This window comes from Psychroflexus torquis ATCC 700755 (genome assembly GCF_000153485.2).
In the GTDB taxonomy this organism is placed as follows: Bacteria; Bacteroidota; Bacteroidia; order Flavobacteriales; family Flavobacteriaceae; genus Psychroflexus; species Psychroflexus torquis.
Window position 1 is genome coordinate 2,022,215 of the sequence record NC_018721.1, and the last position, 18,583, is coordinate 2,040,797.

General features: G+C 34.3%; 12 protein-coding genes and 2 pseudogenes. All 14 read right to left on the reverse strand.

All coding sequences use genetic code 11. The features are described from left to right. Positions 1-1,248 precede the first annotated feature (1,248 nt). A complete protein-coding gene (locus P700755_RS08685; protein ID WP_015024307.1) occupies positions 1,249-2,076 on the reverse strand; it encodes a class I SAM-dependent methyltransferase in 828 nt (275 codons plus the stop codon). A gap of 16 nt (positions 2,077-2,092) precedes the next feature. Next, positions 2,093-3,964: a tRNA uridine-5-carboxymethylaminomethyl(34) synthesis enzyme MnmG gene (mnmG, locus tag P700755_RS08690; RefSeq protein WP_015024308.1), complete on the reverse strand. Its 1,872-nt coding sequence runs from the start codon at positions 3,962-3,964 to the stop codon at positions 2,093-2,095. Between the two features lie 5 nt (positions 3,965-3,969). After that, positions 3,970-4,401 (reverse strand): rRNA maturation RNase YbeY, encoded by a 432-nt coding sequence (gene ybeY, locus P700755_RS08695; RefSeq protein ID WP_015024309.1) that lies wholly within the window; start codon positions 4,399-4,401, stop codon positions 3,970-3,972. Beyond that, the gene (locus tag P700755_RS08700; RefSeq protein WP_015024310.1) at positions 4,385-7,801 is read right to left on the reverse strand and encodes a DUF4175 family protein; all 3,417 of its coding nucleotides are present in this window, start codon (positions 7,799-7,801) and stop codon (positions 4,385-4,387) included. The genes ybeY and P700755_RS08700 overlap by 17 nt, the downstream gene beginning before the upstream one ends. 404 nt (positions 7,802-8,205) lie before the next feature. Continuing rightward, complete coding sequence (locus P700755_RS08705; protein ID WP_245536029.1) at positions 8,206-9,558, reverse strand: glycosyl hydrolase family 17 protein; 1,353 nt, start codon at positions 9,556-9,558, stop codon at positions 8,206-8,208. A 45-nt stretch (positions 9,559-9,603) separates the two neighbouring features. Continuing rightward, positions 9,604-10,638: an IS630 family transposase gene (locus P700755_RS08710; protein WP_015023751.1), complete on the reverse strand. Its 1,035-nt coding sequence runs from the start codon at positions 10,636-10,638 to the stop codon at positions 9,604-9,606. A gap of 37 nt (positions 10,639-10,675) precedes the next feature. Continuing rightward, on the reverse strand, positions 10,676-11,146 hold the full coding sequence (locus P700755_RS08715) for a hypothetical protein (RefSeq protein ID WP_051007954.1): 471 nt from the start codon (positions 11,144-11,146) through the stop codon (positions 10,676-10,678). A 409-nt stretch (positions 11,147-11,555) separates the two neighbouring features. Next, complete coding sequence (locus P700755_RS20685; protein WP_245536030.1) at positions 11,556-11,927, reverse strand: bile acid:sodium symporter family protein; 372 nt, start codon at positions 11,925-11,927, stop codon at positions 11,556-11,558. 39 nt (positions 11,928-11,966) lie between these two features. Then, positions 11,967-12,434 (reverse strand): annotated as a pseudogene (locus P700755_RS20690) (bile acid:sodium symporter family protein). Between the two features lie 278 nt (positions 12,435-12,712). Beyond that, the gene (locus P700755_RS08725; protein WP_015024311.1) at positions 12,713-13,102 is read right to left on the reverse strand and encodes a hypothetical protein; all 390 of its coding nucleotides are present in this window, start codon (positions 13,100-13,102) and stop codon (positions 12,713-12,715) included. Positions 13,103-13,311: 209 nt separating this feature from the next. Continuing rightward, on the reverse strand, positions 13,312-14,190 hold the full coding sequence (locus P700755_RS08730; RefSeq protein WP_015024312.1) for a bile acid:sodium symporter family protein: 879 nt from the start codon (positions 14,188-14,190) through the stop codon (positions 13,312-13,314). A 414-nt stretch (positions 14,191-14,604) separates the two neighbouring features. Continuing rightward, positions 14,605-15,867 carry a hypothetical protein gene (locus P700755_RS08735; RefSeq protein ID WP_015024313.1) on the reverse strand — a complete coding sequence of 421 codons (1,263 nt, stop codon included), beginning with the start codon at positions 15,865-15,867 and terminating at the stop codon, positions 14,605-14,607. Positions 15,868-16,096: 229 nt separating this feature from the next. Beyond that, positions 16,097-16,684, reverse strand: a pseudogene (locus tag P700755_RS08740) (IS1595 family transposase); the annotation flags it as partial. A 549-nt stretch (positions 16,685-17,233) separates the two neighbouring features. Then, the gene (locus P700755_RS08745; protein ID WP_015024315.1) at positions 17,234-17,740 is read right to left on the reverse strand and encodes a hypothetical protein; all 507 of its coding nucleotides are present in this window, start codon (positions 17,738-17,740) and stop codon (positions 17,234-17,236) included. Positions 17,741-18,583 lie beyond the last annotated feature (843 nt).

The window sequence follows — 18,583 nt, forward strand, 5'->3', positions numbered from 1 at the left end:
TCTTATTTTCAAAGTTTTATTTTGTTTAAATAAATAAAAATTGATTGCAAATCCATATACTAATTATTTAAAACTCTTTTTTTAATTTTTATACAAAGAATTTTTATTAAAATTAATGTTTGTACTGCTTTTAGAACCTACAATTCTTCATTTCCTGAGGGCTCCCTAACCTCTGCTAATATTATATCACAAAGTCGTTAAAAAAGAAAAAACTGTTAATTATTTATGAATAGTCCTCTACAAAATTTAGTACTTAAGAAACTTTATTTTAAGAATTTTTAGAAATAGTTTATGCGTTACTTATGACTTGAATGTAGGTTTTAAGATGTGAATGCGTTGAGATAAATTTGATACATTAATTTTGGTTATTTGTTACAGTGACATTAATTCTTTGATCTATTATATTTTAGTTAAAATTCGAAACCACAGTTAAAATAGATAGTATCTGAAGATTAAGCACATCTTCTACTGGATTAGGATATACAGAAACAGATTCTTCTACATTGCTATATAGTGACAGATTCTCTTCACATCCAATAGTGAATGCAGTACTGAAAATACCAAAGCCTAATGCAACATAAAAATTCTATGAGTTACAACTACTTCCAAAAGTATCTGCTGGGTTAATCAAATGATCAATGTTAATAACAAATACGAACCAACTTCTGCATCATATTGATTAAATCTACTCTACGCTCGACATCCTGAAAGATTGTTTATGCTAGGAGTTAATATTAACTAGTATGTAGAGGTTGATAAATTTACAGCACCTTTTCCGGCATCTATAATCTCGAATCCTCCACCATCAATTTCAAAATCAATTTCTTTACTTATATCTGTTCTTGGTTGTTTAGGATCTCCACTTGGAACATTGACGCCTTCAATATTTGAATAAATGTATACACCTACACCTTTTATATCAATGGCACCAATTTCTCCATTATTAAATATTTAAACAATTATTCTTTCTATGTTTAATGCTGTAGTTGATTCAAAATTACCCGTTGCATACATTCCAGATTTGTCATTGTTTGAATACAAGTTTATAATTCCTTTTCCTCTTTATTGTTTGTTCATACTAAACTTCCTGCGCTGTATTCCTATTTTTATTTGAGCCGAATTAATACTAACTAACTTATCTTGAAAATTTGAATCATCAATCATCAATTAACCAATTACACTCCAGATAATTTGCTCACATATTATTTCTCTGAATTAAAATAAGTTAGTTTTATTTTACTTGTTAAATTATTTAGAGGTCTTCATCACGAAAATATTGGAAGAATATTCTCCAGACTTTTTTGCCTGTTGATTTGATTCCCACCCCCTATACAAGCCTTTTAGTTTATGGTTTCCCTTATAAGATTCGGAAATCATTGAGATATAATAGGCATCAAAAAACATCGGCTTTATTTGTACTATTTCTAAATTTAGCAGGTGTGCAATAGTTGAGAGATCTTGTTTTTTAAAATGCCATAAATGTCTTGGTACATCCCAAGCGGCCCATTTTTCTTTATAATAAGAAGCGTCGTAAGATTTATAATTTGGTACTGCAATAACCAATAGCCCTCCTGGATTTAATTTGGCTTTTAAGTCTTCAAGTACTTTAAGGTAATCTTCAACATGTTCCAAAACATGAAATAATGTAATAGCGTCAAAAGTTCCCTCAACCTTTTTTAAGTTTTTATAGATTTTAACTTCAGCTTTTTCTGCTTGGTCAAAGGCTTTTTTTGTGGGTTCGACACCACTACTTATAATCCCTTTTTTTGATAAATAAGACACAAATTCACCTGTACCACATCCATAATCTAGCACCGATTTTATATCTGGTTGGTTACGCTTTAAGATCTTTAGTTTTGTGTTGAACATCAAAGACTTTACCAGATCATAACCTATATCCACTAAAGAATTACTACTTTCTTTATGAGAAATATAGTCTTCAAACTCGTAGTACTTAGTTAAGTCCTTAGGCTTAGGCTTAGTTGCTAAAACTCCTAATTTATCTCTTTCGAGTTTAAAACTCTCCTTTGTAAAAGCTTCATCTTTTATGATCATCCCCGTTACATCCATACGCATTGTTCCACGTGGAACATTATCTTCCCATATGTACTAAAAGGACAGAAACATCACTTGGGTTTACACCGCTAACTCGTGAAGCCTGAGAGATTGTTCTAGGTTTAATTTTAGTCAGTTTTTCTCTAGCTTCAAGAGACATAGATTTCAATCCATTATAATTGAAATGCTCAGGGATTCTTACATTTTCAAGTCTGTTTAATTTATCAGCATTCAGTTTTTCTTTTTCGATATAACCAGCATATTTTACTTGCACTTCTACTTGTTCAAGTACTTCATTACCTAGATTGTTTTCCTCAATATGTTTTTTGACGCTTTCTAATTTCCGCATATCTTCCATAACGATATTAGGTCTGGCTAATATTTTATAAAGTTTTCCTTGTTGATCCACCTTAGAGGATTTTTTACTTCCTAAGATTGGATTAATTTCATCTGTAGTGACACTCTGATTTTTGAAAAACTCCACAAAAGTCTCAGATTTTTTCTTCTTCTCCTCCATCACTTTCATACGTTCCGAAGACGCTAAACCTACTCCAAAAGATTTCCCAGTCAATCTAAAGTCAGCATTATCTTGACGCAATAACGTTCTGTATTCTGCTCTCGACGTAAACATCCTATAGGGTTCTTCTGTTCCCTTAGTAATGAGGTCATCAATTAATACACCGATGTAAGCTTCACTTCTGCTGAGTATGAAATCTTCCTTTTCCTGTACTTTAAGAGCTGCATTCATACCGGCCATTAAGCCCTGAGATGCTGCTTCTTCGTAACCGGTTGTTCCATTGATTTGTCCTGCAAAATATAAACCTTCCACAAGCTTAGTTTCTAAGGTATGTCTTAATTGTGTTGGTGGGAAATAATCATACTCTATCGCATAGCCTGGTCTAAAGAATTTTACATTTTCAAATCCTGCCACTAGTTTTAAGGCTTTATACTGTATGTCTTCTGGTAAAGAGGTAGAAAATCCATTAACATAATACTCAATGGTATTCCATCCTTCTGGTTCCACAAACATTTGATGTCTTTCTTTATCTGCAAACTTGTGTATTTTATCTTCAATACTTGGGCAGTAGCGTGGCCCCGTACTTTGTATGGCTCCGTTAAACATAGGAGATCTATCAAAACCTTCTTTTAATATGTTATGTACCTCTGGAGAGGTATAAGTCATCCAGCAGCTTCTTTGTTTCTCTAAAGGCTTTGTTTCGCTCGAATAAGAAAATTTCCATGGGTTTTCATCCCCTGGCTGTTCTTCCATTTTAGAAAAGTCCAGTGATCTTCCATCTACTCTTGGAGGAGTTCCTGTTTTCATTCGGCCAGCTTCAAAACCCAATTCAATAAGTTCAGCGGTCATCCCTGTGGAAGCTCTTTCTCCTGCTCTACCACCCCCGAAGTTTTTATTACCGATATGAATTAAACCATTTAAGAAGGTACCATTGGTTAATATGACCGTTTTAGCTTTGATTTCTAATCCTAGTGATGTTCTTACACCCACTACCTTGTGCTTTTCCACCATAAGTCCAGAAACCATTTCTTGATAAAAATCCAAGTTTTGAGTCTGCTCCAGTTTCTCTCTCCAGTGTTGTGAAAACATCATGCGGTCACTTTGAACTCTTGGACTCCACATCGCAGGTCCTTTAGATTTATTCAACATTTTAAATTGAATAGCACTTGTGTCCGAAACAATTCCGCTGTACCCGCCTATGGCATCAATTTCCCTTAGGATTTGCCCCTTAGCAATTCCTCCCATAGCTGGATTACAAGACATCTGGGCTATGTTCTGCAAATTCATGGTCACTAGCAAGGTGCTACTTCCCATATTTGCTGCTGCTGCTGCTGCTTCACTTCCTGCGTGACCAGCGCCAACTACTATAACATCATACGTATCTTTAAACATAACTTCTATTTTTGTTCCACGTGGAACAATTCTATTTTTAAATTCTCTTTAGCTCTCATTAGATCCTTTTCCTCCTGGGTTAAATCTTTATAACCGCAACAGTGTAAAACACCATGAGCCATGACTCTCTTAAGTTCCTTTTCAAAGTCCACACCAAATTCCTCAGCATTTTCTTTAACTCTATCGATACTGATATAAATTTCAGTTGAGATAGAATCCCCCTCTGTATAATCGAACGTGATAATATCCGTCAATGTATCGTGTTGCAGATAAGATTGATTGATATCCAACAGATACTCGTCAGAACAAAAAACATAGGTTAATTCTCCTAGGGTTTTTTGCTCACTTTTGATAACCGATAACAACCATAACCGATACTCTTCTTGATTAGAAATATCGAAATCTGTAGTGCTATAAAAATTAATTAGATCTGCCATCAAAATAAATATTAATCAGTTTTTTATATTGAGGTTGCAAAGGTAATTGTTGTCTATTTAAAATCTCGGTTGTGTTAAAATATTCTTTAGCTTTCTCAACCCAAGGTTCAGAGTTCGAATTAAATTCTTTTTTGTTGGTTTTAGCTTGGCGATCTTCATCTTGACCTTGTTGGTTTGCCGCTTTCTTCAATTTTAGGAGTTGGTGTTTTACAGCATCCATTTGCTGTAATAAATCATTGCTAAATCCCTTCATCAAAAGCTCTTGTTCCAAACGATCTAGACTTTTTGTAAGCTCATTGGTATTTCCGTCCAGACCTAAACGTTTAATTTCATTCTCCAGCTGATTTCTTAAGTCTTGCTGTTGTTTATAAATCTGATATACTTCTCCGCTCATCTGTTCATTTCCTTGTTGAGATCCTTTCTTTTTACCGCTTCCCTCTCCATCTTCATTATTTCCTTCCTCTCCTTTCTCGCCGTCTCCTTTTTCGCCACCTTCAGAATCTTCTCCGCTCTTCCCTTTTTCACCTTTTTTCTCTCCTCCCTTTTCAGGTTTTGAAGATTCTCCCTGACCTTTAGATTTGCCTTTCTGCATTTGTTTTTGAAGCTCCTCATGAGACTTGATAATATCAGACAATTGTTCTCCCGGCTGGCTACCACTTGGTTTTGGTTTACCAGACCCTTTCATCTGGTTTTTCATTTGATCCAAAGCGACGTCTAGCATGCTCGACAATTCATTTGCAAACATCATGGTATATTGCTGACTACTCGTTCCCATTCTCACTTCATTCTCCGCCAAGCGTTCTAAAGACTTTTCAATATTGAAATTGATATCGGATATTTTGTTATTCACCTCTTCTGTAATCATTGGTGTTCGCATCGCTAAGGCATATAAGCTATCATCTGCATGCTTGAAGTTTTCTCTGAGCTCTGCTTGTCGTTTAAGCTCGGAGGCGTAGGCAGGATTGGAATTAGACATGCTTTTAAAGCTTTCCATAAGTCCTTCTTGTTCTTGAGAAAAAAGGATCAAATTGTTTAAAATCTGTCTCAACATATCTGCATCCTCAGCAGCTTGCTCCATACTCGAGGACATCATAGATTGTTGCATTTTTTCAGATAGAGATTTCATTTTTTCAGAGGCTTTTTTCTGCTTTTCTTGGGCCTTCTCTTTCTGTGAAGCGCTTTCTTCGGGGTCCTCACTATTTTCTTCGCTACTTTCTAGCTCTTCTTTAGCCTCCTCTTGGTCTTGGTCAATTTCTTCCTCTAGAGCTTTATCACTTCCTATGTCCATAGGGGCTTTTAGGTCTTCGTTTTTCTCTTCCAATTCCTTTAAGTCCTCTTTCAGTTTATCAAATTTTTCATTGAGTTTTTCCTGTTCCTCAGAGGTGTTTTCTTCTGCTTCAGAGAGGTCTTCTTGTTCTCTAGCCAAATTCTTAAGTTCTTCTGCTAGCTTTTCAGTTTTCTTTTCAACATAAAATCGCTTGGTTAGTTCCAGAAGTTGCTCCAAATTTTTCTCTTGCTTTTTAGATTCCTTGTCGAAATTTTCCAGCTTTTGATTGAGTTCTTCTCTATCGATTTTATCTCGTAACTCATCCAATTCCTTTAAGAGCTCTTGGTTTTTTTCAATTTGTTTTTGGTTTTTCTCTAGTCGGTCTTCTAGGTTTTCTTTTGCTTTATCTTGTTCTTCAGGATTCAATTTTTTAAAATCTTCCTTTAAGCGTTCGCTATAATTCTTCATCATTTCCATCCGCTGCTTTTGGCGCTTTATGAAATTATCTAGCTTTTGCTTTTCTGTATAATCCAGATTCTTTTCTTTTCTCTGTTTATTTTGGAGCTCACGGAGAGTTGCGTTGCTTTCTTTTTGCTGTTTTAATTCCTCAGATAACTTTTCAACAGCCGTGTTTTGTCGCTTTAGATTTTCAGTAGATTCTTCAAGCTCTGTTTTTTGGCGGTAAGAAAATACTTTAGACTTGGACGATTTTCTACCATTCACTTCATCATTATCGTACACCTCAAAATAGTATGAATAGTCGGTCCCCGCCATCAGATCTATATCTTCATTTGGAAACGCATAAGAAAATTCAGCATAATTACTTTTAGAAATTTCTATCTCTTTTTTAGTCGTAACATCTTTATTACTAGTAGAGTAATAGATCAATTGTAGTTCAGTTAACCTATAATCGTCGGTAATCTTACCGAAAAAATAAGACTGCTCTAGAAGTAAGCTGTCCTTTTTTTCCTGTAAAACTATCTTGGGGAACTCATCCTTGATGACTTCTATGCTGTAATTGAGAACATCGTAGTTTTTAAAATTAGAATTGGAGGTAGATATAGAATAGTCTACCGATGTCTTCTGAATTTGTGTCAAACTGAATTCAGTATTGGAAGACTCAAATTCGATCTGTTTTTCATTTAAATTAAACACCACTTGATCGGTGGTCTCGGTTGAAATAATCCATTCAATGTCGGTCCCTTCTGGTACAGAAGCATTTCCAGTTCCAGAGATTGTCTTGGAAGCCTGATTGGTGTAAGCAGGGAAATTTAGCCTCATTTCCATATCCTTTAGAATAGGGATATCCAAAGCTGATAATTCATAAACCTTAGAAACGACGGTATTGGCTTTGAGTTGAAAGCGCTTAGAGTCGTTTACAGAGTTGAAGGTATAATAAAAAACACCTTTTTCTTCTATAAGGCTATAGGCTTCTCCTTCTATCTCTATCTGAACGTCTTCAGGTTTTATATCCCCTAATGTTTTTACGTTGAGTCGAAACGATTTTCCCTTGGCGACCTGAAGCGACGGATTGAGTATAGTAAACTGAAACGGAGCTGGTGGCTCATAAGCGGTATCGTAATTGACGAGGCGCTTGTAGCTAGACGAAAAAGAATCGCCTAAACCAGAGATCCATATCGCTAAGAGGATAAGAACAGGAATGGCTAAAAGTCGTAAATATTTTAGGTTTTGTGTAAAATCAATAGCCACCTGAAAAGGCACAGATTTTAAGTCTTTGGATTTCTGTTCAATACTGGCGAGTAAAAGCTCGCCTTGGGCGCCCTGAGCTTTAAGTTGTAAGATATTCTTTAGCTTATCGCTGACTTCTGGAAAATGAGTACCGATGTAATCTGAAGCTTCTGAATAGTTGATCCCCTTGGAGATTTTGAAAAGCTGACCTGCGGGAACTAAAATCAATTTGAAAAGCAACAGCAGTTCTATGGCGAGGACGGTCCAAAACAAAAAAGTTCTAAGGCCAGAGCTAAACCATAAGAAGTACTCCAAGGCAGAGATAAAAATAAACAACAAGAGACTGATCCCTACAAAAAGCAAGGCACCTTTTATTAAAAGATTACTGTAGAACTTTTTTATAAACCGTTCTAACTTTTTTTCTATGATGTCATAATTCTGCATATCCTGCTTCTAATCCAATATTTGCTGTAAAGGTATTAATTAACCGACTTATTACTAAAGAGTTGTCATTATTTAACTGAATATCAAGACACGTGCTAGGGAGGAACGTTTAATTTATAAAACGGAAGTCTTGATTTTTGAAGTATAGATCTTCATAGTTGATAGGTTTTGTGGGCTGGAAGCTACTAGTGTCTTACTTTTAAGGGCATTAGGGATGACTGCATGTTGAAGTTAATCGTAATAGGAATTTATCCTTTTTTTGACATAAAAAAATGGAGGAGACCAACCATCCTTCCCTCCCTCGACTCAATGTTTTACACACAGAAGCCGAATTAACTGGTTTTGTCAGCACAGTATTAAGCTTTAGCTAATTGGCGAGCCAAATACTTAGTTATTGGAAACTGTCAGTCTATTGAAAAGTAAATATTTTTTATATAGATGTCTTTACCATCAAAATCCTTTTCCCCTCTAAAAAATAAAGGGGCTGTTACGTCACTTAAATTTGCGCTTTGATAGAGTTCAGTTATCGGAATGGAATAGGATATCCATTCCTTTGTAATTGAGTAGCCGCTCTTTTGATTAAAAGTAATCTGATTATTTGTTTGAGTTCCTTCCGCAAAGGATCCTGTTTGAAAACCTATTTGAAAAGAGGATAGGGTGTTTCCCTTTACTTCAAAATTCAATTTCCCCGATTTAAAATTAGAAAGATTTTCTCCTTTTCCTCCGGCTATCTCTAATGCACATCCCCACCATGCTCCAGTTCCAGTTCCAGTTTTAACTTCTATGATTCCATCTTGTGACATTTCAATGCCACATGTTCCCTCCCAAGCATTCAGTTTCAGCTTTTCACTGGGATATGAAATGTCATTTTTACTTTCTGGAACCCAGGTTTCATGAACCACCAAATAACTACGTTCAGTTACACGTTGACCAATTTTTCTATCTTCATTTACAGTAGCGATTTCAAGCAATCCCATTTCACTTTTTAATGGAGGTGAAAGAACATCCTCCATTAATTTGTTTTTATTACCACCATAGGTTTTCGTAATAGGTAAACCGTTTCGGGTCAATCCCTCAAATACGCCTTCGTTTACCATCTCCCACAATGCAAATTTTGCCTCTCCTTTTAGGTTGATTAGTCCAAAATGATTTTCTGACCCTAAAGCACTTCCCTGATCTTTCCATTGCTCATCAAAAGCCTCAAAATAGAAACAAGAGATATCCTCAGTGTTTGTCCAATCTCTCATGTGCTTATAATATAATTTTTCCTTGTATTCGTCTGCAGCTTTAGAACCCGTTGCTCCATAAGAGGAACTAGCACGAGTTGACCAACCTGTTTCACCAATGTGAATAGGTTTATGAATTCCCAGACTTTCCATATAATTGACTGCTGCTTGATATTGAGAAATAGCATAATTCTTTGCTCTACCCATTGCAGCCTCAATCTGTCTCCGTTTAGTTAGATCCTCTTCTTTTTCTGGCACACCCCAAAATATAGGATTGTAATGTGAATCATGAAAAGGATAGGTGTGGAGTGATATAAAATCAACAGCCTCTATCAATGCTTCTAACTCATCCGTCTGATAGCTTTTTGCTCCTCCTCCCCACGATTCGTAGTTATCAGAACTCGTTATCCATATGCCTGTTGAAATTTTTCCACTATCTCGCAATTCTTTGAGGTAATCCACCCATTTGAGAATGATATTTGGGTAGACAAAATAGTTGATGGCCCATTGCACCATCGCCTCATTCCCCACTGCAATGATTTTTACTATTAACCTCGCACTTAAAGATCTTTAATTTTATGCAGCATATTTGATGCTCTCATGTTTAAAATATTTTGCTACCCTTTCGCTATCATTTTGAAGCATTTTCATATGATTCTCTAAATTTTCTTTCATTTTTTCTTGTGTTTTTGGTGCCGGTTTATCCGAGAGTCCATACTTTAAATCGCAATTCAGATATTCATCTGGGTTTCGCTCAGGTGAGTATGATGGCAGGTAAAATAGTTCTATGGTTTCGCCATTTTCTTCCGCCCATTTCTTTACAACTTTACTATGATGGACTCGTAAATTATCAAGGATTAAGAATACTTTGGTTTCTTGCGATTTGATGAGCTGTTCTAAAAATTGAATAAATACATCTGAGTTCATATTTTCTTTATATATCATAAACTGAATTAAACCCTGATTTGTAACTGTAGAAATCATGTTGATTGAAAACCGCTTCGACATATGTTTTTTAACAGGAGTTTTTCCTTTTGGAGCATAGGAACGTCCATGATGATTATTGTTTTTTACACCCGTTTCATCCCCCCAATGAATAGTTGCCTTCTCTTGTTTTGCCTTCTCTTTTATTGCTGGATATTCTTCGTCTAACCATTTTTGAACTTTTTTGGAACATTGTTCATAAGCTCTCTTTTTTGGCTTTTGAGGCGTGAATCCCCAAGCGTTGAGATAATTACCGACAGCTCTTCTTCCGATTGTAATACTAAACTCTCTTGCTATCAAATCCCTTACTGCCCTTGTAGTCCACAAAGCATAATCTAACTTTAGTTGATCGGGCATTACATCAATAATCATTTTTTGGATTGCAGCTTCTTGATCTTTATTGAGTAGTTTTCGATCTTCTGATTTGACTCCTCGTTTTTGATAAGACAAAGATTTATGACCTTCTTTATTGTAAAGCTTCCACCAATCTCTAACAGTATTTACATGAACACCGTAAAACAGAGCTATGTCTTTTTTTTTATCTCCACGTTTTATCATTTTTACAGCATCCCTTCGAATTATACCTCTTTCCTGATCAGAAACACTCCTTAAGTCTATTTTTTCCATCTATAAATATACGAAATATTTAACTATAAATAAAGAACTATTGATTCGAAGTTAATATATCCGGGTATGTCTGGGCCATTTTTACTGCAGCCTCTATCTCTGCCGTATTATTTTCTACATTTCCGGCATTATGATTGGCAGATGCAGACCATGCACCTTCACATTCTATCCAAGTCCCCAACATCACATACATTTCAAAATTTGAATCTTCGTCTTTCAATTGTTTAATAGCCTGCAAGAGATTAGCCGTATGTCCAAATTGTTGAGTGTTGTAAGTCCTTATTAATTTGATTCCCATTGCAGATAATATTTTCATATCCTCTTTTAATTCCTTAATCATTGGAACGGCCTCCCTCGTGTTTTTTCTATATCCTCCGTACGAAAATGCCAAATAATCAGGATTTCCAAGTATATCGGCTGCGGTTATACTAGTTTTATTTTCTTGAGAACATCCAATTAATAAGGAGGCAAACGAGACAAACAGCAGTAGTTTTATGCTAAATTTCATTTCTCAAATTTCTATTTGTAATAATTCCGTTTGATTGTTGCCAACCTAAGTATAACAAAACAAGTTGTGTTATGCCCATTTCCTAACAGAATAAACTTAGTGATTTTTTTATTATCATAAAAGTTTTAAGATTAAAGCATGCTTTAATAAACGGTGAAATCTTGGAGATACTTAATGGCCTCCAATGGCTTTACAATCCCCTTGGATCGGAAGACCAACGGGTTTGCAAAAACCCATTGGTTATCGAGTTGAAAATTCCCATTTTATCTAGATAGGTTAGAAGAAAAACACTACAAAAAAACTCAAAGAATCAGTTTTATGAATCCATGAGCCTAGAGTACTAGTGTTTCAAATTAAAGTAGAAAAGAGTTGTTTTTTACCTTAGTTCTTTGTTAGCCCCCCGTTTTTTTTATTCAGAATTTGAATTAGGTATTTTTCCTAATTGCCACATTAAAATTCCTGCAGTAAGAAACATCCATATCGCATAAGCTCCTATCGGAATACCCATTTCTACATTATTTAAGATAGACGTTGCAATCACAAGGGCTAAGGTCCCGTTTTGTATGCCGCTCTCAATTGTGATTGAAATGGTATTTTTTAAATTTAATTTAAAAAATCTAGCGGTGAGATACCCTAATCCCATAGTCGAGATATTAAGTACTAATGTGACTAGTCCAGCTTCTTTCATTCCATCTATTAATTTATCTGCATTGGCAGCTAATACTGCGATAAAAACTAGGATGAAAATAACGGTTGAGGCCGTGCGAATTGGTTTTTCCATTCGTTTCGCAAAACTGGTTTTGTGTTTGCGAAAGAGCATTCATAATGAAATGGGAATAACCGTTATTCCCATTATTTGTAATAGAGTATCAATTATGGGTAATTTAATTGTAGTCTCTGTATTACTGCCAAAATACTCTAAAGCATAAGATAGAATAAAGGGTATTGTCAAAATACTTACAAGGCTAGCAACAGCGGTTAAAGTGATCGATAATGCAATATTTCCTTTACAAACTTAAGTTATCAAATTACTAGTTGGACCACCAGGGCAACTTGCTAAAATAATTAATCCAATGGCCATTACGGGATTTAGATTAAAAGCTATAGCTAGTGAAAAACCTATAATAGGCAAAAAAATAAGCTGATTGGTAAGACCAATTAAAATGGCTTTGGGATATTTTATTACTCTAGTAAAATCAGTAATAATTAAAGTCATTCCCATTCCTAGCATAATTATAGCCAGAGCTAATGGTAAGAACACTTTACTTATAAGTTCGACTGCAGTCATAATATAATTGATTATTTAAAGTTCCGTGTTATCGTATAAAACCCAATAGCCCGGCTTTAAAATGTGGCAGAACTTCTGTCTTCTATTTGACCTCGGATAAAAAATGTAGAGCGAAAAGCTTATATTCTCACCGAGTATCGAGTGTTTAAGCACCCAATTTAGTAAACAAAAACCGAACCTACCTGCAGGTAGAAAATCTGCGAGTCCTGACGCTTTGGGATTCTTAAGTAGGCTAGGACGAGCAATAAATTATAAGCTTCTTTGTCGTGGTCTCTTTTTTATTCTTTTGTGTATTTGCTCGTAAAACAGTCGGTACAATCTCCAATTAATATCAAGGTATTCCCACTTATATTAAGAATCTGTCTGAATCCATTCTCCTGAATTATCATCTCCCGAGGTTCATTAAATATTAAGGATTTATGGACTTCAATCGAATATTTAGTTTGGAAATTCAAAGTTCCATTTTGATAACTTTTAATTGAGTTAGTCGAAATTTCAAGCTTTCTGTTTTCTCCTCTTGTTTGAGGAGTCTCTGTAGTTCCTGCTATTCCTCCAGAGGAACCTTTCCAATTCCATTGTCCAATTAAGCTTGTATTAGAATCGTCATCATTTTGTGAGCAACTCAAAATTGTCATACCAATTATTGTAAGAAGGATACTATTTTTCATTTTTGCTTTTCTTGATAGAGGTTATTTTTTGATTAAGTTTCATAAATGCACAACAACTTGATGTTTACGATTAGATACAAGGTTATTCTACTAAATTAGTAAACAAATACGAACCAGATAAGCACTTGCTAAAGCGATTAATTATTCACTGTGTTCAATATTTATAGAGTTGTTTTTTACCTTAGTTCTTTATTAGCCCCCCGTTTTTTTTATTCAGAATTTGAATTAGGTATCTTTCCTAATTGCCACATTAAAACTCCTGCTGTAAGAAACATCCATATCGCATAAGCTCCTATCGGAATACCCATTTCTACATTATTTAAGATAGACGTTGCAATGACAAGGGCTAAGGTCCCGTTTTGTATGCCGCTCTCAATTGTAATTGAAATGGTGTTTTTTAAATTTAATTTAAAAAACCTAGCGGTGAGATACCCTAATCCCATAGTCGAGATATTAAGGACTAATGTGACTAGTCCAGCTTCTTTCATTCCATCTATTAATTTATCTGCATTGGCAGCTAATACTGCGATAAAAACTAGTATAAAAATTACTGTTGAGGCTGTACGCATTGGCTTTTCCATTCGTTTCGCAAAACTGGTTTTGTGTTTACGAATGAGCATTCCTAATGAAATGGGAATAACCGTTATTCCCATTATTTGTAATAGAGTATCAATTATGGGTAATTTAATTGTAGCCTCTGTGTTACTGCCAAAATACTCTAAAGCATAAGATAGAATAAAGGGTATTGTCAAAATACTTACAAGGCTAGCAACAGCAGTTAAAGTGACCGATAATGCAATATTTCCTTTACAAACTTGAGTTATCAAATTACTAGTTGGACCACCAGGGCAACTTGCTAAAATCATTAATCCAACTGCCATTACGGGATTTAGATTAAAAGCTATAGCTAGTGAACATCCAATAAGAGGCAAAAAGATAAGTTGATTGGTAAGACCAATTAAAATGGCTTTGGGATATTTTATTACTCTAGTAAAATCAGTAATAATTAAAGTCATTCCCATTCCTAGCATAATTATAGCAAGAGCTAATGGTAAGAACACTTTACTTATAAGTTCGACTGCTGTCATCAATATAATTGATTATTTAAAGTTCCGTCTTATTATTATGAACCCAAGGGGCTGGCTTTAAAATTTGGCAGAATTTCTGTCTGCTTTTTGTCATTGGATAAAAAATGTAGAGCGAAAAGCCCACATTTCTACCGAATATGGACTGCCCTATTTTAGTAGCCGTTGCTTATTTTCTTAGAACGTTACTAATCAATTCAATTGTTTTTGTTTTCAATAAAATAAGCTGTTTTCTTAAAAACTTACCTCTTAAAATTCATCTCTTTTATCTCTCGCAATTAAACCTGTTGTCAGACAAGGCCGAAAATATTTCTTGGTTTTTAATAAAATAAACAGTTGTACACTAACGAAATATAATTTTTTACATTCTACTCTCTATTCTCTTTTTTTGCACTTCTAATATTCTACCACGTAATTCTACTTTTTGCCGTATTTTCTATATTTAAGATACCTTTGGGGATAAACAACAAACTGAATAAAATTAAATTCTAAGTGTCGAAGGCTTAAATTTTTATTTAGATGACTTATGTCTAGGTTGGGTGTGTATCTTAAGGTTGTTCTTAACAACCACCAATCTCCTTTTCTGCTTGGTCTTATATCCCAACCAAAAGTTAGTATAGGGGTTACTTTGTGTTGGGTAATGTTCGTTATTTCCAGTCCATTATCTACCTCTTTTAAGCTTAGGTTTTCATAACTCAATCCGCCACCAATAAAAGGAACGAAACCATGATAATCTCCAATAAATTTAAAACCCTCTAACACTAAGCTTTTCCGATTTACTTCTTGTGAAAAGTTAAAAGCTTCTCTAGTTTGAGAGATAGGTCTAAAGGCAAATGAGGTTATAAAATCAAGTTTTGTAAAATGATACCCTACAGCTAAGTCAGGGAAAATTCTTGACTGTGCTTTCGCATCTAAAAAAGGGCGTAATTCGTCGTTAAATTCGGAGGACCCTATTTGAAATGCCGAAGAAGGACCAATTCCAACAAAGAAACCATTTTTATTAGATTTTGAAAAGACCTCATTAAAATGACGATTAACATCATTATTAGCAGAGTTGGTGGATTCAATCACCCAATTCATGCCTACATTGAAAAAATGAGTTGGAAGGTTTGTTCTTGATACATCTGTTCTTGACAAATAAACATCTATATCTGGATTTATAAGTTTGTTGTATCCTGCGTAAAAATAAAAATTGGGTAAGCGATAGCCAACTCCAATATCTAGTGTTGATTTTACATTTGTTGTTTTAAATTGAGATCCATCTAAATTTTCTTGATTGTATCTAAAAGGGGAAAACTTATATCCTATATAAGGACTTATGCCATTTTCCTTTAGCCGTAAAGGATAAACTCTAAATCCTGTAAATGCTCCCGAAACTGTATTAGTCTTTACGGTGTCATCTTCCAAAAAAAGGTTTGAAGTTGGTATAGAAATGTAAATATCTGCATATCCCCAAAAGTGTGTTGCCCCAATATTTATAGAAGGACTGATGTAAGCACTCCGCTCAAAACTCTCTTCCTGTCCCAAACCATTAAGAAACTGACTTTCTCCATAATTGGGGACATAATTAAAGTCGATACCAAAATAAGTTTTAGCAAAGGCAAAGCGCTTAGGAATATCCTGAGCATTTACTTGAATAAATAAAGACATTATAAAAAATAAACACAAAAACTTTTTCATCTTTCTAGTTTAAGGACATTAAAATGTAAAAACGGTAGAGAGATTTTAGCTCTTTTTTTTCATATTTAACTTTGTAATTTGTATTATTATCTACTATTTACCTTTACACTAAACAAAGCGCTCAAAACTCATGACCCCTATCTTATGCATAGACGATAAGTTGCTAAGGTTCTTGATTATCAATAAAATAAATAGATATACAACAACTAAATATAACTTTTTTGAGTAACACTCTTAGCCTCTGTTTTATAAGTTTATGATAAATCGGTTTAGCTATTCCCATTCCTTCAATAGTCTTATGAAAAATACTTTGTTTGAATTGAGATTGATTAATTCTAAAACAGAATTCGTCGAAATAGCTTTGCACAGGCCATTTGCTAACATGAGTCGGTATAGCCCTTAACAAAGGTTTCATCTGGATAATTACCACATGTGGTTTTTTAAAGTTTCTCTGGTTATTACTTAGTTTTTGGTTTATATCATAGCTCTTTTTAAGCGGAGCATAACCTCTTCATTTATCGGTAACTATTTTTGCTGAAGGACTTATATGTTCTTTAAATATTGGAGTTAATGATGTCGCTGAATAATCATCTATAGACTTAACCTACACTCTTTTTATTTGATGTTTTACGTTTAATTCTAATGCTATTACTGTCTTTTTCTTTTTAGAATCATCGCTTCTGCCTTGCTTTCCTTCTTCTTTCCTTCCTACAGTAAATTCATCTACATGAACTATTTCAGTTAGAGGGTATTTTTGACTACTCTTCATTGATTTTCTAACCTTCTGCATAAAATACCAAGCTGTACCTTGCTTTATATACTTTTTGATAAACGGAATGAATTCACGTTTGCTTTCTTATTACCATCCGTTAATCGCAATTTTTTCATCATTACAATCGGTACCAAGGATAATCTTATCACTTCCAAATTTGGCTAGCTAAGGTTCAAAACCACTATGTTTTTTTGCCATTGTTGGGCTTTCGTTATTTTATTTCATTCTGCAAGGCGTTGTCAAAGGCATACTTATTGACAAGTTTTGGCTCGTGCGGTTGACTTTTGAGGGACTTGACAATGTGTATGGTTTTTAGCGTTGGCTTCCTTAATTTATTATTTCTAAAATCTCAATATAATTATCCAAATTTCGAACTTTAGCAGTTTCACCAATCCCTTATCCAATTAATGCTACAGCCAACGGATATTTAATATTCACTTTTTGAATTCCGTTTGACTTTTCATTTTTATTAATTTCCTTTTCAACTATTTGAACTTTAAGGTCTTTACCATTATTCAAGTATTTTACTTTACTACCAATCTTTACAGCATCTTTACATAATTCAGTTCTTTGTTATGTGCTTTCGTTATTAATTTAATTTTCAATAGCTTGAGACAATTCTCTTCCCGCTTTGATTTGTTCTTCATAAAGTGGAGTAAGAAAAGTAGTGTTAGTACCTCCTCTAAATAAAATATTCATAATAATTCCATGTCCAATATGTTCACAAAGTTGGTCATCATATACTGAAATTTTTTTGGTAAGATCTTGGTGTGTTTTGGTATCAAGTTTTAACCATTTATACATAAAACCATTTTTATTTAATTCCAATTCTAACTCGTTACACCATTTTAGTAAATCATTTTCTTGATTTTCAATATTATCTACCAACCTATAATAATTGTAAATTAAATCTTCAATCTTGCTCAAATTACCAGAATTTTTGAGCGATTCAAAAGCTGATCTATTAAAATTTAATGCTATTTCTATAATCAAACCAGAAATAGCACTCTGTATGGTTGCTTGGTCACTGAAATCTCTATTAAACCAAATTAGACCTATAATGACGCAATAAATCGTTTTACCGAAACGAATTCGGCACATGCTTTTTTCGCCTGTTTTTCATCAAAAATAATTACCGTAGCTAAGGCTATGCTAGTTATTTTTGATTTCAATCAATCAATCAAAAAACCTGTGCTGAGCTTCGTCGTAGTATAATTCAATTTATTCATACGGCATTATAAATATAATTTGGTATTAGATATGCTTTGAGCATTTCTTTGCTTAGCACTCATTTGGTATGCTTTTCTGGGACAATTGTAAGATGGGGTGTGGATTCGTTTCCTCTCATACACCTGTTTAAGATTTTTTTTGTAATCTGCCTTAACCAAGAAATTGTTAGCGTATTTAAGGAATGCAGGAGTTTTAATTGAGCATCTGTGAGTTTATTGCCATAGCCAATTTCTCGTATATCTGATCGCTTGTCATCAATAACGCTAATAACAGTAACAGATTTGAGTGTTTCGATCTCCTCTAATTGTTCTTTATCAAAAAAAGCATCAAAAAATAATGCGTTCGCTATGACCTCTTTTTTATAGGCCCAAACCTTGACCCTACATCATGGATAAATTCTGTAAAGACATTCTTTTTTACTTTTATTTCAACTTGATTATTGATCGCCATCTACCCACTTATTGATTTGGCTACTTGATTTGTTTCATGATCGCCTTTAGTAAAGTTTCCACAAGCCGCAAGACCCAATAGGGTTAGTGATATAGAGTAAAATAAAAGGTTCTTTTTCATAACGATCGATTTATTGATTAATTTTCATCAAATGCATGGCAGTTGTGCAGTTTACGGCGTACATTAAATATGAAAAAACTGTCAATTTTGTGTGAAACATATTAAAACGGTAGCGTTAAGGATCATTTTGTCGGGCGGGATCTT